Below are 22,652 nucleotides of genomic sequence, written 5' to 3' on the forward strand. Positions count from 1 at the left end.
CCTGTTGATTCCCAGCGTCATTCCTCGTAGTGGGGTGGGTCGGGGTTGCCGTGTAGGAGTTCTTCGGGGTGGTGGGCGTGGTTGATCTCGGGTGCTGTGGTGCCGTCGGTCCAGGCCAGTCGGCCGTTGTGGGTGATGCTGGTCTGGTAGTGGCCGTTTGTGATGAGTTTGTGGTCGGGTCCGCAGGCAAAGAACAGGCAATCGGCGTCGGTGCGACCCTCGGGTGTCCAGTCCGGGCAGTGGTGGACCTCGCTGTGATAGCCGGGTTGCGTGCAGCCCGGCCGGGTGCAGCCGCCGTCGCGCGCATAGCAGATGATCCGTTGATCGGCCGTGGCGATGCGAGTCTGGCGCCCCAGGTAAATGGGCCGTTCGGTGTGGTCGTCGAACACCGCCAGATAGTGGATGGAATCGGCGGCCAGCCGGATCACATCACGCATCGGCAGGACACCGTCTCCGCCGGTACGCGCCGGCGAGGGCATCGGGATATCGGGGTTGGTGACCGCGTGGGCGGCCTGGTTGAGTTCGGCCAGCGTGGTGCGCGCGATCACCGTCACCGGATGACCGCGATGGCTGCCCAGCCCACCGGCGGCGATACCGGCCTTGAGCCCGAGTTTGACCCCGTCGTGGCAGCGCTGGGGGCCACTGCGGTCATCGGGGCCTTCGGCCATGTGTCCGTCGGGTAGGTGGCGGCCGGGGCGCACCGCGGCGGTCACCGCCTCCACATAGGCGCGGGTTTCGGGGTCGATGTAGCCCGACAACCGTGACATCCCATCGCGGCCCTGCGTCCCCAGGAGCAGTCCGCGCCGCCGCTGCCGGTCGGCTTCATCGAAGTCACCGTCGGGGTTGAAGATCTCATCGATACGCCGCGCCAGGGCCCGCACGATCTCGGCGTCGTTCTTGGTGGCCTCGCGCACCAGGCTGGCCTCGACGTCCTCGCGATCTGTGCCCGACACCGCCGAGGGCAGCGTGTCGATGGCCCGCGCGATGACCCGCAGATGATCCTCACCGATCACCCCGGCGGCCAGCGCGTCGGCCACCTGGGGTAGTTCCGGTGCCAACGGCGGACCCGACAGAGAGCGCCGCGGCAACAACTGCGCCGCTGTCTTCATCCGGCGTTTGACCTCAGCCGGCGCGATCCGCAGTCGCGCGGCCAGACTGTTGACCAGTGCAGGCACCATCGCGGTCTCATCGGGCGGATCAGCGATCTCACCGAAGAACCGATACATCAACCCCCGATTGGTGCGCTCCTGGGCCTCCAACCGCTCGGCGAGGGCCACCCGAAACTCGTTGCCCACCTCAGCCGACGACAACCCACGCATCTCGGCGTAGGCGGCGTCCACCGCATCAGCCAGCGCGTCAAACCGCTCCCGCGCCGCTTGTGCAGTGACGAATTCGCCCATGGCACAACACTATCGAACACCTGTGCCAAATCCCCGGCACTCAACTGCCACCTGTGGATGAATTCGCACCTGGGGACAACCCACCACCCACAGCCAAAAATGTCAGACCCACATGCTAGGCCGTGAGCTGGCGCTGAGCCGCAATGCCCGCCAGGCTTCTGGTGATCGTCGCGACTTCAGCCACCAGCACTCGCGCACCAGCGTTGTCCGCGGCAAGCCGTGCCCCCTGCTCGCGCACCTGTTGATTCGCCGCGGTCAGCTCGTCGAGGTCAACCGTCCACGGCCTGGCCGGACTAGGCGGTGCTCCGCGCAGGGCGTCGACGTAATCATCAACGGCGGCAACGAATTCCGGTGTCAGCGCGGTCGCAGGCTCGCTGGTCAGACTGCTCTCCAGCGTCGTGCACGCGCTGGTCACTGCGTTCAACGCAGCGCGATACGACCGCAGCCAGCGCCGCAGTTCGCGGGAATCCGCCCGCGTCGCACCGGAGGCCGCCTCGAACGCCGCGCGGGCACGGAACGCTCGCTGCCAGGCCGCCGACAACGCCTCGGCGGGATGGTCCAGCTCATGCACGTATGCCTTCACAACCGCTGCGGCGTAATCGATTTCAGATTTCAGCAGTTCGCCCGCACGCTGGTGCAGCCGGATCAACGCGTGATCGGGCAGCATCACATGGGCGAGGACGGCCAGCCCGCAGCCGATCACCACCGCGAACAACGAGTCTTTCAGGTCTCCGCCTGCTGACGCGGGGTTGATGTCGAGCAAGAACACCACCACCGCCGCCACTGCGGCGCTCACCGCGAGGTATCCAAACCGGATGACCAAGTAGGCCAACGCAAGGAACACGACCGCCACCACCGCCGCAGGCGAACCCGTCGGCTGCCACACCAGAGTCACCACCGACGCGACCACTATTCCCAGCGCGATGCCGGCCGCCCTGCCGACACAGCGCGTGTAGGTGTGTGCGGTTTCGGGCCGCAGCACCATCAGCACGGTCAGTGCGATCCAGTGGCCGTGCGACACCGCACCGAAGCGATCCGCGGCCACCCCCAACGCGGCAGCCGACGACAACCGCACCGCGTGGCGCAGCACCGGTGAGGTCCACGTCAGGTGGTCGCGCGCGACGCCGACCGCGGCGAGCAGCGAGCCGACGAGGTCGGGGCGACGGAACTCGCCGAACCGGGAGGCGAAGGCCTCATGCATCTGTGGTGAAAACCGTTGCGCGGCGGCCGCATGCGGACCCGTGACGGCCGCAGCCGCAGCATCGACACGCGCCAGCGCGAATTCGGCGTCCCGTCGCGCGGTGTGGTGGTGGTTCGCGATCGCGTCCAAGAAATCGGCGGCGGGCGTCAGCAGCAACGCCACCGCCTCGTCGCCACTGCGCAGTGCGCTCAGTGTCGCGGCGATCCGCTCGGGCAGCCGGTAGCCGCCGTGGTAGGCCAGTGGGCGTCGAGTCGCATCGCTGTCGACGAACGCCTCGCGCAGCCAGGTGAGAGGGGCAGTGGTGGCCACGACGGCGTCCCGGTCGGCGGCGACACGGCGGGCATCGGCAGCGAGCCCGCGGTAGGCACGCGTCAGCGCATCGCGCTGCACCCGCCAGCGCTGCGGTGGCCACACCGCGATCAACGCCGCCTGAATGCAGCCGGCCGCCACGGTCAGCAACGTCGCAAACACGACGGCCGAAGCCGTCGGCGCCACCGGAGGCGAGATCACCAACAGCGCTGCTCCCGCGGCGGCCACCAGAGCCGGTTTGCTGCCGAGCGCCCACTGCATGCCCGCGCCGAAGCACCAGATCGCGACCGCGGCGATGAACACCGGCGCGTAAGACGCGGTCACAGCTCCGAGGAAGACGACGGCACCGAGTTCCAGCGAAACGACGATGACCAGCGAAACTCGCCCGGCGGGGCTGTCCTGCATCGCGATCGCCCCTGCGATCGCCGCGGCCCCCGAGGCCCACACGGCTGCGGCAGGCGACGCCGACGCCAGTGCGACCGCCGCTATCGCGAGGACCCCGAGCAGGCTGCGCGACACCGCGCCGATGTCCGGTGTCGTCTGTCGCAACGCACGGGTCCACGCCCCGCCCGGGCTGATCACCCCGCCGGTGGTCATCTGACCATTTTGACCCCACCAGTGTCACCAAACGGTCAGCACACGCGGCAATTTCGGAATTGAAATTTCGTCGCCGTCAAAAGCTTTGCGGCACAGCGCGTATCCGATTTGACCCCACGAAATGCGTTTGTGGCGGTACCGTCAGCTAACCGGATCAGTTCAGCGACGCTGGAGGTGCCGATGGCCGACGACGCGGTCGTCGATGACAGCGTTGCTGGTTTTTCTCGAATACTCCGGATCCCATCGAATTCGCGCCAGTGTGCGCCATCCGTGTTTTGCACAGTCAGTCCGAAAAGCGAAGGGGGCTCCCATGAGTACGGCCGCTGAGCGTGCAGCCCAACTGGAACTGGTCGCCAGGCTCAAGTCCGCCTATCCCGAGCTTCCCGATGCGCCGACGCCGGACATGTTGGACCACGACCGCATCACCGCCTACTTGAAGCCCGTCCACGACGTCGGCGGTGAACCGGACGCTCCGATGAAGTACGAGAACAAGCAGTACGAACTCTGGGAGCACATGACCTATGTGATCTGCGAGGTCCTCGGCTGGCGCGGCATCTGGCTCTCGGAGGAGCGGCGCCGAATCGGCAACGTCGACGTCGGGCGCGCTGAGTACCTGGGGCTGCCGTACTACGGCCGCTGGTTGATCGCCGTCGCCCGCGTCCTGATCGAGAAGCACCACATCGGGCTCAGCGAATTGAGCGAGCGGATGGCCGAGGTCCAGGCGCGTTACGCGGGCGGACTGGAGGGTAAGACGCTGGACGCCAAGCCGAAGTCGGAAGGCGACGGGTCGAAAGTCAAACGCAACAAGCACGCCGAAGAAGCGCAAGGCAAGGGCGATCCGCAGTGCTACGCGGGTCAGGCAGGCGAGGCGAAGTTCAAGGTCGGCGATCCGGTGGTCGTGCGCGAGCTTCCGGTGATCTTTTACACCCGCACACCGGAGTACGTGCGGGGCGCCAAGGGCGAGATCGAGGCGGTCGCGTACGAAAGCCCGGCCGCCGAGGACGAGACCTGGGACCGTCCCGTGAAACCGGAATGGTTTTACGTCGTGAAGTTCAACATGGCCGAATTGTTCTACGGCTACACCGGAACGGCTCACGACGTGATCTCGACCGAAATTCCCGAACGTTGGCTGCAATCCGCGAAATAGGCTGCGCAGAAAGGGTTTTCCATGCCTGACCACGACCACGATCACGATCACGATCACGAGCGCACCGTCGCACCGATGGTCGACGAAATCACCGACTTCGAAGTGCTGGAGATCGCGCTGCGCGAGTTGTGCATCGAGAAAGGAATCTTCACCGCGGAAGAACACCGCCTGATGACCGAGTTCGCCGAGCAGATCGGTCCGACGCCCGCCGCGCATCTGGTGGCCAAGGCGTGGCTGGATCCCGAGTTCAAGAAACTCGCCCTCGCCGAACCGATGACGGCCAGTAAGGAAGTGGGTGTCGACTGGCTGCACCCGACGGGGTGGGGGACACCAAGTGACTTCACCGCGTTCCAAATCCTCGCAGACACCCCGACAGTTCACAATGTGATCGTCTGTGCGCTGTGTTCCTGCTATCCACGCCCGATCCTCGGCAACTCGCCGGAGTGGTACCGCACGCCCAATTACCGCAGGCGCCTGGTCAGGTGGCCCCGCCAGGTCCTCGCCGAGTTCGGGTTGTATCTCCCCGACGAAATCACGGTCCACGTCCAGGATTCCAACCAGAAGCACCGATTCATGGTCATGCCTCTGCAACCCGAGGGAACCGAAGACTGGTCCGAGGAACAGCTTGTGGAGATCATCACCCGCGACTGCCTCATCGGTGTGGCGCTGCCGAAAGCGGGTGTCACCACCAACGTCATCACCGACACCCGGCCTGCGATTCATCCGGGGAATGCGGGATGACCGAGCGAATCAAGACACTCGACGAGATCGTCGAGCGCAATCAGGTCTGGCCCGTGATGGCCGCCAAGTGGGGTGTGGAAAATCCCGTGCCGCCGTGGAAAACCAGCCTCGACGGTCTCTGCGATGCGCTCGACCGCGCGGCATGTGACGAGAACGTCCCCGACTTCAAAGCACGCCGCGACGAGGAAGATGCGCTGTCGGCATCCGTTTACGCGAACCTGCCGTACCCGGAGAACCAACTCGTCGCGCTGGCGCATTCGTTGGTGGCCCGCGGCGTCATCGACGAGGCAGAACTCAAACAACGGCTCGCCGTCATCCGCGAAAGGCTCGAGGCCTAGATTCGACTCGTGGAGAAAGTCATCCTCACCCTGCGGGGCGCCGAGGCCGACGACGCGTGGTGTCGCCGACTGCGTGACGATGTCGCCGCCGAACTGCTCGACTCGGGTGTGCCCGGGCTTGCGGTCAATGTGCGCGACGGCGAGGTGCGCGACTCGCTGATGACGTTGACGACGCTACAGCCGCCGGTGGTCGGGTTCGTGACCGTATGGACGCAACAGTCGTACGGCGATCAGATGCGCTCGGCGATCACCCGGCTGGAGAAGGAGTGCGACGATGTCGCGGGCTATCTGGTGACCGAATCGGTGCCGTTGCCGCCGCCGGAGACCGCCCCCGGCGAGCGCACCCCGGGACTGGCGAACATCGCGCTGCTGCGCAGGCCGGCCGACCTCGACGTGGCCACCTGGCGACAGCGCTGGCACATCGACCACACGCCGGTGGCCATCGCGACACAGTCGACATTCGGGTACACGCAGAACACCGTGGTGCGTCCGATAACCCCCGAGGCGCCCGTCATCGACGCGATCGTCGAAGAACTGTTTCCGATCGAGGCGACGTCCGACCTGCACGCTTTCTTCGGGGCCGCCGACGACGATGAGCTGCGCGACCGGATGGAGCGCATGGTGGCCAGCACGGCAGCCTTCGGCGCGAATCGAGACGTCGACACGGTGCCGACGAGTCGGTATGTCTTCCGTACTCCGTTCGCGGGGAAGGGAATCCGATGACCACGCTGAACGACGCGGTCGCGCTGGCCTCCGACGAAAGCGGGCTCGCGGTGATCTCCACGCTGCGTGCCGACAACACCATCCAGGCCTCGCTCGTCAACGTGGGGAAGTTGCCGCATCCGGCCACCGGCGCAGACGTCCTCGGGTTCGTCACCTACGGCAAGGTGAAACTGGCGAACCTGCGGGCGCGTCCCCAGCTCGCCGTCACCTTCCGCAAGGGCTGGATGTGGGCGACGGTCGAGGGTCAGGCTGAGATTGCCGGGCCCGATGATCCGCAGCCGTGGCTTGCCGACGGCGAGCAGCTCCGGCTGCTGCTGCGCGAGGTGTTCACGGCTGCGGGCGGAACCCACGACGACTGGGATGAGTACGACCGCGTGATGGCCGAGCAGCGCCGCACCCTGGTGTTCGTCGCACCCACCCGGGTGTACAGCAACGGCTAACGCATACGCTTCTCGCGTGATCCTGCAGATCTCCGACGAGAACCGGGTGCGCACGCTCACCCTGAACCGGCCCGACGTCCTCAACGCGTTCAACGAGGAGCTGTATCACGCGACGGCGGTCGCGTTGGGTGACGCGGCGGCCGATCCCGATGTGGCGGTCGTGCTGCTGACCGGGGCGGGCCGGGCATTCTCGGCGGGCAACGACCTCAACGAGATGCAGAGGCGCATCACCGATCCGACGTTCAACAACCAGGGCAGCCACTTCTCCACGATGATCGAAGCGCTCGCCGACCTTCCCAAGCCACTCATCTGCGCCGTCAACGGTGTCGGAGTCGGTATCGGCGCAACGATTCTCGGTTACGCGGATCTGGTGTTCATGTCCTCGACGGCGCGGCTGAAGACACCGTTCACCAGTCTCGGCGTCGCGCCCGAGGCGGCGTCGTCATATCTATTGCCGCAGTTGATGGGTCGGCAAAATGCTGCCTGGCTGCTGATGTCGTCGGAGTGGGTCGATGCCGACGAGGCACAGCGCATGGGGCTGGCGTGGAAGGTGTGCGAACCCGACGATCTGCTGCCCGAAGCTCGTCGCCACGCCGAAGTCCTTGCCTCCCGGCCGATTTCGAGTCTGATAGCCGTCAAGCAGACCATCGTCGAACCAACCCGCGGGGAGATCGCGGCCGCCACCGCCAGAGAGATCGCGCACTTTGCCGAACTGCTCGGCGCGGCCGCCAACGCCGACGCGCTTGCCGAGTTCACCCAAAAGCGCACGAGCTGACATGGTCTCCCGTCCCGCAGCGGACGAGATTGCCGCGCTGCTAGAGCCGATCGCCTGCCAAAGGATCGCAGGCGCCGCGGACGCGCACATCACCAACTGGTGCGCCGCCGAGCGCGGCCTGTCCACCGAGACGTTCCTGTTCGACCTGGAGCGAGACGGCGACGAGGGCCCGACGACGGTGAAACAGTTGGTGTTTCGGCGACCGCCCGATGTCAGTATCTTTCCCGACTACGACCTGACCCGTCAGGTGATGGTGATGAACCGGCTGCGCGACACCCCGATCAGCGTGCCGGCGGTTTACTGGCTGGACCGCGAAAGCGCCGACCTCGGCACGCCGTACTACGTGATGGAGCAGTTACCGACAATCGGCACCGCGAGCGACTTCCCGTCGTATCACTCGCACGGCCTGTACTTCGAAGCCACGCCCGAACAACGATCCACCATGTGGTGGGGCTGCGTGCAGGCGATCGCCGACGTGCACGCGCTGGATTGGCGCACGCTGCGGCTGGAGAAGCTACTGATGCCGCAGCGCGGTGACCAGCCGCTCGAACAGGTCGTGGAGTACTGCGCCGAGTTGCTGAGGTGCTGGTCGGAGAGCAGACGCCAGGAACTGGTCGACGCCGTGGAGTGGTTGCGCGACAACATCTATGAGCCCGAGTACCTCGCGCTGTGCTGGGGTGACAGCCGGCTGTCCAACGTGCTCTATGGGCCGGACTACGAGGTCACCGCGGTGCTCGACTGGGAGCTCGCCTACATCGGCGATCACGAAGCCGACCTGGCGTGGCTGCTGTTCGTCGACTGGGCCTGCACGGAGTACCAGGGCATACCCCGCTTGGACGGCACCCCGTCCCGCGAGGAAACCGTCGACCGATACGAGCAGCTGTCGGGACGCGCGGTGCGCAATCTGCACTACAACGAAGTGCTCGCCGCGGTCGAGCTCGGCATCCCGGTATCCAGGCTGCAGTCCCGGCTGCGAAACCAGGGACTGCTGATCGACGACATGGATCTGGCCGGGTTCTGTGTCGAGCGAATTCGCCAGCTGCTCGACTAGCGGCCGACGGATTCCACTGCGCGCCCGGCGTAGTGGGCTTCGATCATCGCCCGCAATGTGCGCCTGCAACGCCCGCAATCGCCGCCGGCTCCACAGGCCTCGGCGATCTGCTTGGAGGTCTTCGCGCCGTTCGCAACGACCTCGTTGACCACGTGGCTGGTTGTCCCTGTGCACAGGCAGACGAACATCAGACCGCCTCGCCAATGCTCATGAGGTGTGCGAACCTGCCGACGAACTGGGTGGGGTAGGCGCCGAAGCCTGCGCCCGACATCCACTCTGCGGCCGCGTCTGGGTGGTCGATCCACTGCCTGGCGCTGACCTCGTCGGCGATCTCCTGCAGGATCAGCACCTCGCGTCCGTCATCGAGTGCCTGATAGACCCAGATCTTTCGAACACCGCCGCCTTTGAACCGCTCGAGGCCGTCGTGCACCTTGTCCATCAACGACGGCACGTCGTCAACAGACGCCATCACGCCGACCACCACCCGGCCGACGTGGCCTTCGGGCGTCGGGCCGTCGAGGTCGATCTTCTCGACGACTTCACCGCCGAATATCGGCGGAATATCGTCGGCGCCGGAGATGTCGAACAATTCGAATATCGCCGGGGAACGCAGTACTTCGCGCACGGATCCGGCCTGCCGAATGCCGATTGTCACCAATACCCGGTCAGGCTCCCAGATGGAGGTGTAGAGCACCACATGATGGGCGCCGATCGCGGCCAGCGGCTCGCGATGTTTGTTCAGCCACTTCCACATCCGGTCGACGTCGTCGACCCGGAAATCACAGGCCAGGATGAATGAGTGCAAGTCGTACTCACCCATCGGTGTCCCTGTCTGGTCGAAGCGGCTGGAAGTGTTAGCGCAGTCTAACCTTACTTAGCCCGGGCGGTCCAGGCTGCCCGAAACACGCCTCTCTCAACGGCGAAGATGCGCTCGGTCGAGCGCGAGGCACTAGATTGGTGAGGCGCTACAGACAGCCCCAGCTTGATCCAGCCCCTCACGTTGCTTAGGAGCGACCATGCAAGGCGATCCGGATGTTTTGAAGTTGCTCAACGAGCAATTGACAAGCGAACTCACGGCGATCAACCAATATTTTCTGCATTCCAAAATGCAGGCGAATTGGGGATTCACCGAGATCGCAGAACACACCCGGAAAGAATCGTTCGAGGAAATGCAGCATGCGGAGGCAATCACCGACCGCATTCTGCTGCTGGACGGCCTGCCGAATTATCAGCGGCTTTTCTCGCTGCGCGTCGGTCAGACCTTGCGTGAACAGTTCGAAGCCGACCTCGCCATCGAATACGAGGTGATGGCGCGCCTCAAGCCGGGCATCGTGATGTGCCGCGAGAAGGAAGACGCCACCACAGCGAACCTGTTCGAGAAGATCCTCGCCGACGAAGAGGAACACATCGACTACCTCGAGACCCAGCTGCAGCTGATGGACAAGCTCGGCGAGCAGCTCTACCTCGCACAGTGCGTGTCGCGGCCGCCGTCCTCGCTGTAGGCCCTGTTTCGCATCTGCCCGCGCGGTAACCCTGACTCCCGGACCGCGACTGTAACTTTCCTAGCTTAACTAACGATATGGCTGGAGAAGTTCAAGTCGTCCCAGGAGAGGCAGGTATGACAACAACGGCACCGACAGCCGCCGCCGCGGATCCCCAGTCCGGCGGCGCCCTGATCAGCCCTCAGCGCCGCAACGTGATCTTTGTTGCGGTGCTGCTCGGCATGCTGTTGGCCGCGTTGGACCAGACGATCGTCGCCACCGCGCTGCCGACGGTGGTGGCCGACCTCGGCGGCGCAGGCCACCAGTCCTGGGTGGTGACCAGCTATCTGCTGGCCTCGACGATCGTCACCGCCGTCGTCGGCAAGCTGGGCGACCTGTTCGGCCGCAAGGTCGTGTTCGCGGCGGCCATTCTCTTCTTCCTCGGCGGATCGGTGCTGTGCGGGCTGGCCGGGTCGATGACCATGCTGGTGGCGTCGCGGGCACTGCAGGGCATCGGCGGCGGCGCCATCATGGTGACCGCAACGGCGCTGATCGGTGAGGTCATCCCGCTGCGGGACCGGGGCCGGTATCAGGGTGCACTCGGAGCGGTGTTCGGCGTGACGACCGTGGTCGGCCCGCTGCTCGGCGGCTTCTTCACCGACCACCTCAGCTGGCGCTGGGCGTTCTGGATCAACGTGCCGGTGGCCGTCGTGGTGTTCTTCGTGGCGATCGCCGCGATACCTTCGCTCGGCCGGGCCGGCCGCCCGTTGATCGACTACGCCGGCATCGTGTTCGTCGGCGTCGGCGCATCGGGTCTCACGCTGGCCACCAGTTGGGGTGGCACCGAGTACGCGTGGGGTTCGCCGGTCATCATCGGACTCTTCGTCGCGTCGATTGCGGCGCTGGCGGTGTTCGTGTGGGTGGAAAGCCGTGCGGCAGAACCCATCCTGCCGATCCGGTTGTTCCGCAGCCCGGTGTTCACCGTGTGTTGCGTGCTGTCGTTCATCGTCGGGTTCGCGATGTTGGGCGCGCTCACCTTCCTGCCGACCTTCATGCAGTTCGTCGATGGGGTGTCGGCGACGACGTCGGGTCTGCGGACGCTGCCGATGGTCGCAGGCCTGTTGCTGACGTCGATGGGCAGTGGCGTGCTGGTGAGCCGCACCGGCCGCTACAAGATCTTCCCCGTCGTGGGGACCGCGGTGATGGTCCTCGGATTCCTGCTGTTGTCGCGGATGGACGCCGCCACCCCGATGGTGTTGCAGTCGCTGTATCTGTTCATCCTCGGCACCGGCATCGGAATGTGCATGCAGGTGCTCATCCTGATCGTGCAGAACACGTCGAACTTCGCCGATCTGGGGGTGGCCACCTCAGGTGTCACATTCTTCCGGACCATCGGAAGCTCTTTCGGCGCAGCCATTTTCGGATCGTTGTTCACCAACTTCCTCAACGCCCGCATCGATCCCGCGTTGGCCGCAAGCGGGGCACCACCCGCGGCGGCCCAGTCGCCGCAGGTGTTGCACAAGTTGAGCCACGACGTCGCAGCGCCGATTGTCAACGCGTACGCGGATTCTCTTGGCACGGTGTTTCTGTGCGCTGCACCGGTGGCGTTCGTCGGGTTCATCGTGGCACTGCTTCTCAAAGAGGTTCCGCTGCGCGAGATGGACGCCGTGAACGCCGTCGATCTCGGCGAGGGCTTCGGCATGCCGAGCACCGACTCGCCGGACAAGGTGCTGGAGACCGCCATCGGCCGGATGATGCGAAACTCACCGGAGATCCGGCTGCGCAGCATCTGCGAACGGCAGGGCTGCGAGCTCGATGTCGCGCGTTTGTGGGCGCTGATCACGATCTATCGGCACAACCAGGTCTTCGGCTCGGCGCGGCTGACCGAGATCGCCGACAGGTTGCGGGTGCCGTGCGAGGTGCTCGCGCCGACGTTCGATCGACTGGTCGACACCGGTTACGCGCTGCGCACAGGCGATCTGCTGTGGCTGACTCAGCCCGGCGCCAAGCAAGTCGACGCGGTGTCGTCGGCGCTGATCAACCGGATCATCGAAAAACTCGCCTCGTCGCCGACCTTCGAGGGGCGCCCGGACCGCATCCAGGTCGAGGCCGCGCTGGAACGCATCGCACACCGCGTGCTGGTGCAGCGGGACTGGGACGACGAACCCAAAGAGCTCGCCACAGCGGGCTGATCAGCGGCTTACGCGTGATTTCTAGAACGCGTTCCACTTTTGCCGCCGCCCGCGTACGATTCGGCCATGAGCCGAATTGGACCCTTCGCTGACGACGACGCGGCTGCCTGGGTGGCGAAATCCCCCGACATCGGGGTCGCCATGGCCGGCTTCACCAATGCGGTCTACCACAAGAACCGGCTGCCGATGCGGGTCCGCGAGCTGGCCCGGATGGTCATCGCCCTGGACAACGAATGCGTGGTGTGTCAGAACACGCGCGACTCCGATGGCATCGCGGCGGGCGTCGACGAGGACCTCTACGACCACGCCGCCGAATGGCGGACCTGGCCCGGCTACAGCGCGCAGGAGCGCATCGCCGCAGAGTTCGCCGAGCGCTTCGCCAGTGACCACACCGGCCTGCGCGACGACGAGGACTTCTGGGCCCGCTGTAGCGAACACTTCAGCGAAGAACTGTTGACCGACCTGGCGCTGTCCTGCGCGATGTGGTTGGGCATGGGCCGGATGCTGCGCACCCTGGACATCGGTCAAAGCTGCAAGATCACCCTGTAGTTCGCGACCGACCACTGCAGAATGGCTGGGTGAGTTCTAGGGCAGCCAAACCCCTCGCCGCTGCGGCCATCGCCCAACTGGAGGCCGACGGCGTCACCACGCTGATCGGCACCGTCGTCAACCCGGCTGGGCTGATGCACGCCAAGACCGTGCCGCTGCGCCGAATGGGGACGTTCGCCGATCCGGGCCTCGGCGCCAGCCCGGTGTGGCACGTGTTCGCCATCGACCAGGTCGGAACCGTCTTCGGTGAGAAGACCGGCGTGGTGGGGGATCAACGGGTCCGTATCGACCTGAGTGGTCTGCGCATCCTGGGCGACGGGTTTGCTTGGGCCCCAGGCGCTTTCTTCAATCAGGACGGCTCACCCGACCCGTACTGCAGCAGGGGAGCGCTGAGCCGGGTCCAGCAGCGATTGGTCGATGCGGGCATCGAAACCGTCGTGGGACATGAAATGGAGTTCGTGCTCGTCGCGCCCGACGGCAGCCGGCTGCCTGCGCACATGTGGGCGCAGTACGGGCTGGCCGGCGTGCTGGAATTCGAGGGTTTCGTGCGCGACGTGACCAACGCTGCAACAGCTTCCGGCGTCGCGATCGAGCAACTCCATCCCGAGTACGGCCGCAATCAGTTCGAGATTTCGCTGTCTCCGCTTTCCCCCGTCGCGGCCGCCGACCAACTGGTGTTGATGCGCATCATCATCGGGCGGGTGGCGCGGCGATACGGGGTGCGCGTCAGCCTTTCCCCGGCGCCTTTCGCCGGTAGCGTGGGATCGGGTGCACACCAACACTTTTCGATGAAGCGTGGCGAGGCGCCGTTGTTCTCCGACGGCGACGGCGTCGCAGGGATGACAACCGACGGCGAGGCCGCGGTGGCGGGTCTGCTCGCGGGTCTGCCTGAAGCCCAGGGCATTCTCTCCGGATCTGTGGTGTCCGGCCTGCGGATGCATCCGGGACTCTGGTCGGGTGCATACGTGTGCTGGGGCACCGAGAACCGCGAAGCCGCGGTGCGCTACCTGATCGGCGGTCCGAGCAATCCGCAAGGCGCGAACGTCGAAGTGAAGGTCATCGACCCGTCGGCCAACCCGTACTACGCCACCGCAACGATTCTCGGCCTCGCGCTCGACGGCATCGAACGCAAGCTGCCGTTGCCACCCGAGACCACCGTCGACCCCGCCAAGCTCACCGACGATCAACGCAAGCAGGCAGGCATCAAGCTGCTGGCCTCGAGCCAGGCCGAGGCGCTTGCTGCCCTCGACCAATCGGCCTTGATCCGCGGCATTCTCGGCGACGAATCCGTCGACGCGGTGCTCGCGGTGCGGCGCTATGAACAGCAGAACTACGGCCACCTCGGCCAGGACGAACTCGCCGACAAGTTCCGGCTGGCCTGGAGCGTATGAGGTTGTCCACGCTGGCCGAGCACATCGAAAACGTGCCGCTGGTGGACCATCACGTGCACGGCTGCTGGCTGGGGACCCCTGGCCGCGCCCGGTTCGAAAACGGTCTGAACGAGGCCAACACCGAGCCGCTCGCGGAATTCGATTCGGCATTCGACACCCAACTCGGGTTCGCGGTGCGGGCACACTGCGCGCCGTTGCTCGGACTACCACGCCACGCCGACGCCGACGCGTACTGGCACCGCCGCAGCCAGCACACCGAGGAGATGCTGGCGAGACTGTTTCTCTCCCATACCCGGGTATCGGACTGGCTGGTCGACACCGGATTCGCCACTGGGGTAGCAGATCTCGATACGTTCGCCGTTCTCTGCGACGGGTATGTGCATGAGATCGTCCGCCTGGAGTCGGTCGCCGAAGAGGCGATCAAGCAATCCGACGACTATGCGACGGCGTTCGCGCGCCTTCTGGATGAACGGATGAAGACGGCCATCGCCACCAAGTCGATCCTCGCGTACCGTGGCGGGTTCGACGGCGATCTGTCCGAACCGACTTCCGCGGAGGTCGCAGATGCCGCGCAGCGTTGGCGCGACAGCGGAAGCGCCCGGCTGACCGACCGCGTGCTACTGCGTTTCGGTCTGTACCAGGCACTGCGCGTAGGCAAGCCACTGCAGTTCCATGTCGGCTTCGGCGACCGGGATTGCGACCTGGCCAGAGCGAATCCGCTTCAGCTGCTTGACTTTCTGCGAATTAGCGGCGACACCCCGATCATGCTGCTGCACTGCTATCCCTACGAACGCGAGGCCGGATACCTGGCGCAGGCGTTCAACAATGTGTACCTCGACGGCGGGCTGGCCATCAACTACCTCGGCGCACGGTCAGCATCGTTCATCGGCCGACTGTTGGAGATGGCGCCGTTCCGCAAGATCCTGTACTCATCCGACGCATTCGGCCCCGCCGAACTGCACTACCTCGGCGCGCGGCTGTGGCGCGACGGAATGCGGGATGCGCTGCAACGCTTCGTCGACGCGCGAGAGTGGAGCGAGGCCGACGCGATCCGCGTCGTCAACCTGATCGCACACGGCAACGCGCACCGCGTCTACGGTCTGGTATGACTAGCGCACACCCCGGATCAGCCGCCCAGGCCGGGCGCCGGTGTCTACCCCGTGGCGGCGGGTGACCGCTCCGCTGACCACGGTGGCGTCGTAGCCCCGCGAGCCCTGGATCAGCCGACGACCACCGGCGGGCAGGTCGTAGGTCATCTTCGGCAACTCGAGGTTGAGCGCAGCCATATCGATGACGTTGATATCGGCCTTCTTGCCGACCTGGATCACGCCGCGATCGGACAATCCGAAAAGCGTTGCCGTGTCCAGGGTTTGCTTGCGCACAACGTACTCGAGCGAAAGCTTCGGACCGCGATGCCGATCGCGCGCCCAGTGGGACAGCAGGAACGTCGGATAGGACGCATCGCAGATCAGCCCGCAGTGCGCACCGCCGTCGGACAGACCCGACACCGCGGCCGGATGCGTCAACATCTCGTGGATCGCGTCGTGGTTGCCTTCGGCGTAGTTATAGAACGGCAACATCAGCATCGCACCCGCGTCGGACTCCAGCATCAGGTCGTACATGGTTGCCATCGGGTCCTGGCCGCGGCGCTCGGCAATGGCGGCGACCGTCTGGTCGGGTGTCGGTTCGTAGTCCAGCGGGAAGCCGAGCGGATAGATCTTGTCGGCACTGTGTTGGATCAAGCCGTACATGGCGTCGAACAGCACCGCCGGGTCCGGCGGCAGATCCGGCTCGGCCAGAATCGCCGCCCGGACAACGGGATCCGCCAGTCGGCGCGCCAACTCTTCGCGATCCAGTTCGGCCTTCAGCCTGCGGAAGGTGGGCCGATGCGTGAACGCGTGGTACCCCGGGAAGCCGAACAGCATCCCGAACGGCCTGGCCGCGATCTGCGCGTAGACCTCGATACCGTTCTCGACCGCCTTGCCCGCGCGATCCAGCATCTCCTTCCACAGATCCGGCGCGCCCGGCGTCTGGATCATCGCGAACGACACCGGCCGCTCGATCTCAGCAGCCAGCTTGGTCATCCATTCGAGTTCGCGAATCGACGCCTCGGCCGGACTCTCACCTGCCACGCCCTGCGGTGCGACCTCGAACACCGCACGGCCACCGGCAGCCATCGCCCGACCAAGACCGAACAGTTCCTGTTCGGCGGCGTAGGTTCCGGGCACGGCTTCGCCGTCGATGGCGCGGTGCCCCTCGGTGCGTGACGTCGAGAAGCCAAGCGCCCCGGCCTCGATGGCCTCCTGGACGATTCGGGCCATCGCCGCGATGTCGTCGTCGGTTGCCACCTCGTTGCGGGCGCCCCGGTCGCCCATCGCATAGCCGCGCACCGCGCCGTGCGCGATCTGGGTGCCGAAATCGATTGCCAGCGGCCGTTTCTCGATCGCGTCGAGGTACTCGGGGAAGCTTTCCCACTGCCAGGTGATGCCCTCGGCCAGTGCGCTGCCTGGAATGTCCTCGACGCCCTCCATCAACTCGATCAGCCACTGTTCGCGACCGGGCCGCACGGGTGCGAAGCCGACGCCGCAGTTGCCGCCGACCACCGTCGTGACGCCGTGCAGGCTCGACGGCTCCAGCAACGGGTCCCAGCTGACCTGCCCGTCGTAGTGGGTGTGGATGTCGACAAAACCTGGCGCGACGATGCGACCCGTCGCGTCGAGGGTCTCCGCGGCGTCACCCTCGAGGCCGGTGTCGTCACCGTTTCGCCGCCGCACCTCGACGATGCGCCCGTCCTTGATGCCGATATCGGCGGGGAACCGCTCGGCACCCGTTCCGTCGACGACCGTTCCGCCGGTGATCTTCAGGTCGAACATCGCTTCTCCTCAGACCAGGCCGGTCGCGTCGAACATCCACGACATGTCGGCGTTCATCAGATCCTCTTGCCACGTCGGCGGCGCGGAATTGGCCAGCGTCGCCATGTCCCAGTAGTCCTTCCACAGGGTGATCTTGCCGTTCTCGACCCGGTGCACGGTGACGAACCTGTTGATCGCGGATTCGCCTGTGGGCCAGTGCCATTCCTCATGGTGCTCGTACATGACGTCGGCCCCGTTGGTCAGCAGCAGACCGTCGAAGTTCTCGTAGTCCGACAGGTGATCGAACGCGATCCTGATGCGTTTGACAATGTCTTCGGGGCCGCGCGCGGCCGCGGCGGGCCCAACCGCTACGTCGTAATATATGCAGTCGTCGGACAGGAACGGCTTCATCCCGTTCCAGTCCCGAGCCGACAGCGCCTTCCACATTCCACGAACGGTTTCTTCAACTGACACTTGCCAACTCGCTTTCCGCAATTGCAGGGGTCTGGTGTGCGGCGCGCAGGAAGCGGCCGGTGCGCTGCTTGCCGACGATGTCGGTGGCGTTGCCGTCGAGGAACACCGCGCGACCGCCGACCAGGACCGCGGTGACGGTGTCGTCGTTGCGGTTCACCATTCGCGACAGCCCGCCGTACTGCTCGACGCTGCTCTCCGCGTAGTCGTCCAGCGCCGCGTCGAGGCGTTCGGGGTCGATCACGACGACGTCGGCGCGGTCGCCGATGCGCAGATGGCCGGCGTCGATGCGATACCAGTCGGCCAACTCGCCGGTCAGCCGGTGCACGGCCTGCTCGACGGTCATGAATGGGCTGCCTGCCTTCTGCGCGTCGTTGACATGGCGCAGCAGTCGAAGGCCCATGTTGTAGAACGCCATGTTGCGAAGGTGCGCGCCTGCGTCGGAGAAGCCCATCTGGATACCGGGCTCGCGTGCGAGTTTCTTCAGAACCTCGGGACGGTGGTTGGAAATCGTGGTGCGCCAGCGCAACGCGGTGCCGTGCTCCAGCACGAGATCGAGGAAGGCGTCGACGGGGTGCAGGCCGCCGCGGTCCTGGCCGACCTCGCCGAAGGACTTGCCGATCACCGATGCGTCTGGGCAGTCGACGATTTCGGCATCGAAGAAGTCGCGCTGCCACACCCGCACGCCGAATTTGCTCTCGTACTGCTTGCGGAATTCGCGGCGGTAGGACTCATCGCGCAGCAGTTCGTTGCGCTCCACCTCGTCGCGCAGATGCAGCGCCGCCGCGCCCGCGCCGAACTCCTCGAACACCACCAGATCGATGCCGTCGGCGTACACCTCGAACGGCACGGGCAGATGCTGCCAGCGGAAGTTGCCGCCGAGGCGGTTGATCAGCCTGGCCGCAGGCCCCATACCCCAGATGGCGTAGGGGTTCGACTTGACGTCGGCCGCCGACAGCAGGCTGGTCTTCAGAGGGTTGCGGAAGAAGCCGAGCGACTGTGCGAGTTGCGAGCCGAGGTTGACCGGGTTCGCAATATCGGGCCCCGACTGCAGGATCCGGCCTGCGCGCCGCAACAGCGACTTCAACCGGCGCAACTCGCGCGGCTTGGCATACGTCGACGGCAACGTGCGTGACCGGCAGATCTCACCGTCGAGCTTGTCGAAAAGCAGCTGTTGCGAAGACATTCCGACGAAGCCGGCCCGCAGCGCCTCTGCGAGCATCTCCTCCATCCGGGCCTGCTCGGTTCTGGTCGGTCGCACGCTCTTCTGCGTCGCCCGATCCAGGCCCATGGTGGCTGCCCGCATATCGGAGTGGCCGATGAACGCGGCCACGTTCGGGCCGAGCGGTCGCGCTTCCAGCGCCCGTATGTACTCCTCGGCGTTCGTCCACGTCTTGTGCTCGTCGACCGCGGCGATGACGTGTTCGCGCGGGATGGCCTCGACCCTGCCGAAGATGTCGCCGGCGTCCTCGCCGTCCACGTAGATCGTCGACAACGAACAGGATCCCAGCATCACGGTCGTCACACCGTGGCGGAGGGACTCCGACAGCGACGGACCGTTGAGCACCTCGACGTCGTAGTGGGTGTGGATGTCGAGCATGCCGGGCAGCACCCACTTGCCGGTCGCATCGATGACGCGTTGGCAGTCCTTGTCGTCAAGATCATCCGGTGAGATCGCCACGACGTGGCCGTCGCGGATGCCGATGCTGCGCACCGCCGAAGGGGCGCCGCTGCCGTCGAACCAGCGGCCGTTTCGGATGATCGTGTCGAAGCTCACCAAGTCATAGAACAGCCCACGTCGATGGGTGTCAACGAAATCGGTGAACAGATTTCAGAAAATGTCTACTTTGGTTGCTGAGCTGGCCTTATACCTCGGCCCACCCGTCCGGCTGCTGGCCGTCGATGTCGGTGAAGCCGTACTCGCGGGCCAGCTCCGCGGAGGTGATAGAGCACTGATTCCAGCGCGCGCGGCCCTCGTCGGCGGCCATGGCGGCCACGCCGCGTCCGACGAACCGCGGCGACTCCGAGACCGCGAATCCCGGGGGAGCGATTGGCCCGTCGGAACGGTTCGGGTCGAGTGCGGTCTGCCAGTTCTCTTCGGTGACACCCCAGTTGTCGAGCATCATCTCCGAGCGCAGCCAGCCCGGCGTCACGGCGACGGCGGTGGCACCGAATTGTGCGAGATCGTGGCCGAGGCTGTACCCCAGCCTGTTCACCGCGACCTTCGACAGGTCGTAGAAGACCGAGATCCGGTACTCGTGATCGTTGTATTCCTTTGTGCCGTCAGTGACTTCGACGTGCAGGCCGCCTGGGCGCGCGATGAGCAGCGGCAGCAGACAGTGCGCGGTGATCAGATGGGTACCGACGCCCAGCGACAGTATTCGTAGGCCGTCGTTGAGGTCGTGCTCCCAGATGGGCCGGTTCCACGTCGGCGGGTGACCCTTGAGCACCTCGGCACCCCAGATGTCGTTGACCAGGATGTCGATGGCGCCGTGGTCGTTGCCGATCCGCTCGGCGAGCGCCTGCACTTGCGCGATGTCGAGATGGTCGACCTGGATCGGGATGCCGACGCCGCCGAGGGAGGTCACCAGTTCGGCTGTCTCTTCGATGGTTTCCGGGCGGTCGTAGTCGGACTGCGCGTTGCCCGCGACGCTGCTACGTCCGGTGCAGATCACGGTCGCGCCTGCTTCGCCGAGTGCCGCGGCGATACCGCGCCCGGCCCCGCGCGTTGCACCAGCGACCACCGCTACGCGCCCGCGCAGCGCATCCGCATCCGGCGTCCAGTTCATACAGGCATACTCGCCAATGTGACCCCGCTACAGCGCTATATCGCCGAAGAAATCGCCACGGATCATGTCGACGGTTTGTTGTCCAGACGCGAAGCCCTGCGCCGGCTGGCACTGCTCGGGGTGAGCACGGCTGCGGCCACCGCATTGATCGCCGCGTGCGGGGACAACAAGAAGACGACGTCGAACGCGCCGGTGACGTCGAGCGGGGCCGCGACGTCTCCTTCCGTGCCGCCGGGGTCGGCGAAGGCGCTGCCCACCAAGCCGATCACGTGGGCCGGCCCGCAGGGTCAGCTGCAGGCCGCGTGGGCGGAAGCGCCGAATGCCAAGGGCGGCATCCTGGTCATCCACGAGAACAAGGGCCTCACCGACTGGGTCCGGTCGGTGGCGGGTCGGTTCGCAGGCATCGGCTACTCGGGGCTGGCGATCGATCTGCTCTCCGGGCAGGGCGGAACCGCGAAGTTCACGGACCCGGCGGCGGCCACTGCGGCGCTGGGCAACATCCCGCCGCAGGAGTTCATCGCCAACCTGCAGTCGGGCATCGGCGAACTGGCGCGTCGCGTTCCCGGCAAAAAGCTGGCGGTCGTCGGGTTCTGCATGGGCGGCGGCTTGGTCTGGCAGCTGCTCGCGTCCGGTGCATCACAACTGGCTGCCGCATTCCCGTTCTATGGGCCAGCACCTGACAAACCTGACTTCCGCGGCTCGAAAGACGTTGCCGTGCTTGCATTCTATGGCGAGCAGGACCAACGGGTGAACGCCACCGAGCCGGTCGTCAGGGCTGCACTCGAGCAGGCCGGGATGGTGCACCAGCTCGTCACCGAACCCAACGCCAACCACGCGTTCTTCAACGACACGGGTGATCGCTACAGCGCCCCCGCGGCCGACGACGCGTGGCGCAAGGTACAGGAGTGGCTGACCCAATACGTGGGCTGAGTTTCCGCGCGAGCTGGGCCCACACCGCGAGCAGACCGAAAGTGCCCCTTTTTCCCGGCGTGTCGGGGCCTTTTGCGTCTGTTCGCCGTTAATTCGCCTGCCGGTTGATGTCGCGTTGTTGACCGAACACGCGTGCCGGTTCTGATTCATCACATGCGGGTCGTGCAGGTTGCCAATTTCTACGGCCCGCGCTCGGGGGGCCTGCGCACGGCCGTCGACCGACTGGGCGCCGAGTACTGCGCCGCGGGCCACGAGGTCTTCCTCGTCGTCCCGGGACGGTACTCGGAGTGGCGTGAGCTGCCGACCGGCGTCGTCCGTATTTCCTTGCCCGCCAGGCTGATCCCGTTCACCGGCGGCTATCGCGCGGTGCTGCCCGGTCCGGTCACCTCACTGCTCGGACGGCTGGCACCGGACGCGCTGGAGGTGTCGGACCGGCTGACCCTGCGGTCGCTCGGCGGCTGGGGCAGGCGACACGACGTTGGCACCGTGATGATCTCCCACGAACGTCTGGATCGCCTTGTCGGACAGATACTTCCGGCACGCATCGCGCGGTCGATCGCGAACGTCGCCAACCGCCGCACCGCCGCCAGCTACGACGCGATCGTCTGCACGACGGCGTTCGCCCGCGAAGAGTTCGACCGCATCCACGCGACCAACGTCATGACCGTGCCACTCGGCGTCGACCTCGACCAGTTCCACCCACGCAGACATTCAGCGGATCTCCGGCAGCGCTGGGCCCAACCCGGCCAGACACTGCTGGTGCACTGTGGTCGGCTCTCCGTGGAAAAGCATGCCCATCGCAGCATTGATACCGTTGCCGCACTGCGTGATTCGGGTGTCGACGCCAGGCTTGTGGTGGTCGGTGAGGGTCCGATGCGCGCCAGGCTCGAACGTCAGGCCGCCGGCCTGCCCGTTGACTTCACCGGCTTCATCGGCTGCCGCGACACCGTCGCGACCATCCTGGCCACCGCCGACGTCGCGCTCGCACCGGGACCGCACGAAACATTCGGGCTGGCGGCGCTGGAAGCGCTCGCTTCCGGCACACCGGCCGTGGTGTCCCGCACGTCGGCGCTCGCCGAAATCCTGACCACCGACAGCGGCGCCACCGCGGAAAACGATCCCGACGCAATCGCCAGCGCCGTCACCTCGATCATCAGCAGGCCCGAAGCGCTGCGCCGCGACAGCGCACGCCGGCGCGCCGAACAGTTCACCTGGCCCCGGTCTGCGGCGGGCATGCTCAGCGCACTGGGCGCAAGCTAACGCTACTTTGGCCGG

At 65.9% G+C, this 22,652-nt stretch carries 22 protein-coding genes; 14 read left to right on the forward strand and 8 right to left on the reverse strand.

What is annotated here, in order from left to right; all coding sequences use genetic code 11:
- Positions 1-17 precede the first annotated feature (17 nt).
- Both GGC64_RS11770 and GGC64_RS11775 read right to left on the reverse strand, forming a co-directional pair.
- Positions 18-1,400: an HNH endonuclease signature motif containing protein gene (locus tag GGC64_RS11770; RefSeq protein WP_192722700.1), complete on the reverse strand. Its 1,383-nt coding sequence runs from the start codon at positions 1,398-1,400 to the stop codon at positions 18-20.
- 115 nt (positions 1,401-1,515) lie between these two features.
- Entirely contained in the window at positions 1,516-3,507 is a 1,992-nt protein-coding gene (locus tag GGC64_RS11775) for an FUSC family protein (protein ID WP_192722701.1), read from the reverse strand.
- Between the two features lie 310 nt (positions 3,508-3,817).
- On the opposite strand from GGC64_RS11775, the gene GGC64_RS11780 reads away from it, so the two are divergent.
- Genes GGC64_RS11780 through GGC64_RS11810 form a run of 7 tightly spaced genes read left to right on the forward strand, consistent with a single transcriptional unit; the run spans position 3,818 to position 8,722 of the window.
- The gene (locus tag GGC64_RS11780; RefSeq protein WP_192722702.1) at positions 3,818-4,654 is read left to right on the forward strand and encodes an SH3-like domain-containing protein; all 837 of its coding nucleotides are present in this window, start codon (positions 3,818-3,820) and stop codon (positions 4,652-4,654) included.
- Positions 4,655-4,675: 21 nt separating this feature from the next.
- Complete coding sequence (scnC, locus tag GGC64_RS11785; RefSeq protein ID WP_192722703.1) at positions 4,676-5,395, forward strand: thiocyanate hydrolase subunit gamma; 720 nt, start codon at positions 4,676-4,678, stop codon at positions 5,393-5,395.
- A complete protein-coding gene (locus GGC64_RS11790; RefSeq protein WP_192722704.1) occupies positions 5,392-5,733 on the forward strand; it encodes a thiocyanate hydrolase in 342 nt (113 codons plus the stop codon). The genes scnC and GGC64_RS11790 overlap by 4 nt, the downstream gene beginning before the upstream one ends.
- A gap of 9 nt (positions 5,734-5,742) precedes the next feature.
- A complete protein-coding gene (locus GGC64_RS11795) occupies positions 5,743-6,456 on the forward strand; it encodes an EthD domain-containing protein (protein ID WP_192722705.1) in 714 nt (237 codons plus the stop codon).
- Positions 6,453-6,896 carry a PPOX class F420-dependent oxidoreductase gene (locus GGC64_RS11800; RefSeq protein WP_192722706.1) on the forward strand — a complete coding sequence of 148 codons (444 nt, stop codon included), beginning with the start codon at positions 6,453-6,455 and terminating at the stop codon, positions 6,894-6,896. Before GGC64_RS11795 ends, GGC64_RS11800 begins: the two co-directional genes overlap by 4 nt.
- A gap of 16 nt (positions 6,897-6,912) precedes the next feature.
- Positions 6,913-7,671 (forward strand): enoyl-CoA hydratase-related protein, encoded by a 759-nt coding sequence (locus tag GGC64_RS11805; RefSeq protein WP_192722707.1) that lies wholly within the window; start codon positions 6,913-6,915, stop codon positions 7,669-7,671.
- 1 nt (position 7,672) lies between these two features.
- On the forward strand, positions 7,673-8,722 hold the full coding sequence (locus tag GGC64_RS11810; RefSeq protein WP_192722708.1) for a phosphotransferase family protein: 1,050 nt from the start codon (positions 7,673-7,675) through the stop codon (positions 8,720-8,722).
- On the opposite strand, the gene GGC64_RS11815 is transcribed toward GGC64_RS11810, so the two are convergent.
- Both GGC64_RS11815 and GGC64_RS11820 read right to left on the reverse strand, forming a co-directional pair.
- Positions 8,719-8,910, reverse strand: coding sequence for a bacterioferritin-associated ferredoxin (locus GGC64_RS11815; RefSeq protein ID WP_192722709.1), 192 nt, complete (start codon positions 8,908-8,910; stop codon positions 8,719-8,721). The genes GGC64_RS11810 and GGC64_RS11815 overlap by 4 nt on opposite strands.
- Entirely contained in the window at positions 8,910-9,542 is a 633-nt protein-coding gene (locus GGC64_RS11820) for a fatty-acid--CoA ligase (RefSeq protein WP_192722710.1), read from the reverse strand. Before GGC64_RS11820 ends, GGC64_RS11815 begins: the two co-directional genes overlap by 1 nt.
- A 196-nt stretch (positions 9,543-9,738) precedes the next feature.
- Here GGC64_RS11820 and bfr point away from each other — a divergent pair, with 196 nt between their 5' ends.
- The 5 genes from bfr to GGC64_RS11845 all read left to right on the forward strand — a co-directional run bounded on the left by bfr (position 9,739) and on the right by GGC64_RS11845 (position 15,444).
- On the forward strand, positions 9,739-10,224 hold the full coding sequence (gene bfr, locus GGC64_RS11825; protein ID WP_192722711.1) for a bacterioferritin: 486 nt from the start codon (positions 9,739-9,741) through the stop codon (positions 10,222-10,224).
- Positions 10,225-10,340: 116 nt separating this feature from the next.
- Positions 10,341-12,395, forward strand: a complete 2,055-nt coding sequence (locus GGC64_RS11830; protein WP_192722712.1) for an MDR family MFS transporter — start codon at positions 10,341-10,343, stop codon at positions 12,393-12,395.
- Positions 12,396-12,461: 66 nt separating this feature from the next.
- Positions 12,462-12,944, forward strand: coding sequence for a carboxymuconolactone decarboxylase family protein (locus GGC64_RS11835; RefSeq protein ID WP_192722713.1), 483 nt, complete (start codon positions 12,462-12,464; stop codon positions 12,942-12,944).
- Positions 12,945-12,973: 29 nt separating this feature from the next.
- Positions 12,974-14,335: a glutamine synthetase family protein gene (locus GGC64_RS11840; RefSeq protein WP_192722714.1), complete on the forward strand. Its 1,362-nt coding sequence runs from the start codon at positions 12,974-12,976 to the stop codon at positions 14,333-14,335.
- Positions 14,332-15,444 (forward strand): amidohydrolase family protein, encoded by a 1,113-nt coding sequence (locus tag GGC64_RS11845; protein ID WP_192722715.1) that lies wholly within the window; start codon positions 14,332-14,334, stop codon positions 15,442-15,444. The genes GGC64_RS11840 and GGC64_RS11845 overlap by 4 nt, the downstream gene beginning before the upstream one ends.
- On the opposite strand, the gene GGC64_RS11850 is transcribed toward GGC64_RS11845, so the two are convergent.
- From GGC64_RS11850 to GGC64_RS11865, 4 genes are all read right to left on the reverse strand, one after another.
- Positions 15,445-17,208, reverse strand: a complete 1,764-nt coding sequence (locus tag GGC64_RS11850) for an amidohydrolase family protein (RefSeq protein ID WP_192722716.1) — start codon at positions 17,206-17,208, stop codon at positions 15,445-15,447.
- 9 nt (positions 17,209-17,217) lie between these two features.
- On the reverse strand, positions 17,218-17,661 hold the full coding sequence (locus GGC64_RS11855; protein WP_369435120.1) for a nuclear transport factor 2 family protein: 444 nt from the start codon (positions 17,659-17,661) through the stop codon (positions 17,218-17,220).
- Positions 17,651-19,435, reverse strand: a complete 1,785-nt coding sequence (locus GGC64_RS11860) for an amidohydrolase family protein (RefSeq protein ID WP_192722717.1) — start codon at positions 19,433-19,435, stop codon at positions 17,651-17,653. Before GGC64_RS11860 ends, GGC64_RS11855 begins: the two co-directional genes overlap by 11 nt.
- Before the next feature lie 88 nt (positions 19,436-19,523).
- Positions 19,524-20,447, reverse strand: coding sequence for an SDR family oxidoreductase (locus GGC64_RS11865; protein WP_192722718.1), 924 nt, complete (start codon positions 20,445-20,447; stop codon positions 19,524-19,526).
- An 18-nt stretch (positions 20,448-20,465) separates the two neighbouring features.
- On the opposite strand from GGC64_RS11865, the gene GGC64_RS11870 reads away from it, so the two are divergent.
- Together GGC64_RS11870 and GGC64_RS11875 are read left to right on the forward strand one after the other, a co-directional pair.
- Entirely contained in the window at positions 20,466-21,377 is a 912-nt protein-coding gene (locus tag GGC64_RS11870) for a dienelactone hydrolase family protein (protein ID WP_192722719.1), read from the forward strand.
- A gap of 153 nt (positions 21,378-21,530) precedes the next feature.
- Positions 21,531-22,637 (forward strand): glycosyltransferase, encoded by a 1,107-nt coding sequence (locus tag GGC64_RS11875; protein ID WP_192722720.1) that lies wholly within the window; start codon positions 21,531-21,533, stop codon positions 22,635-22,637.
- Positions 22,638-22,652: the final 15 nt, after the last annotated feature.

Origin of the sequence: Mycobacterium sp. OAS707, from assembly GCF_014873705.1 — a bacterium.
Lineage (GTDB): Bacteria > Actinomycetota > Actinomycetes > Mycobacteriales > Mycobacteriaceae > Mycobacterium.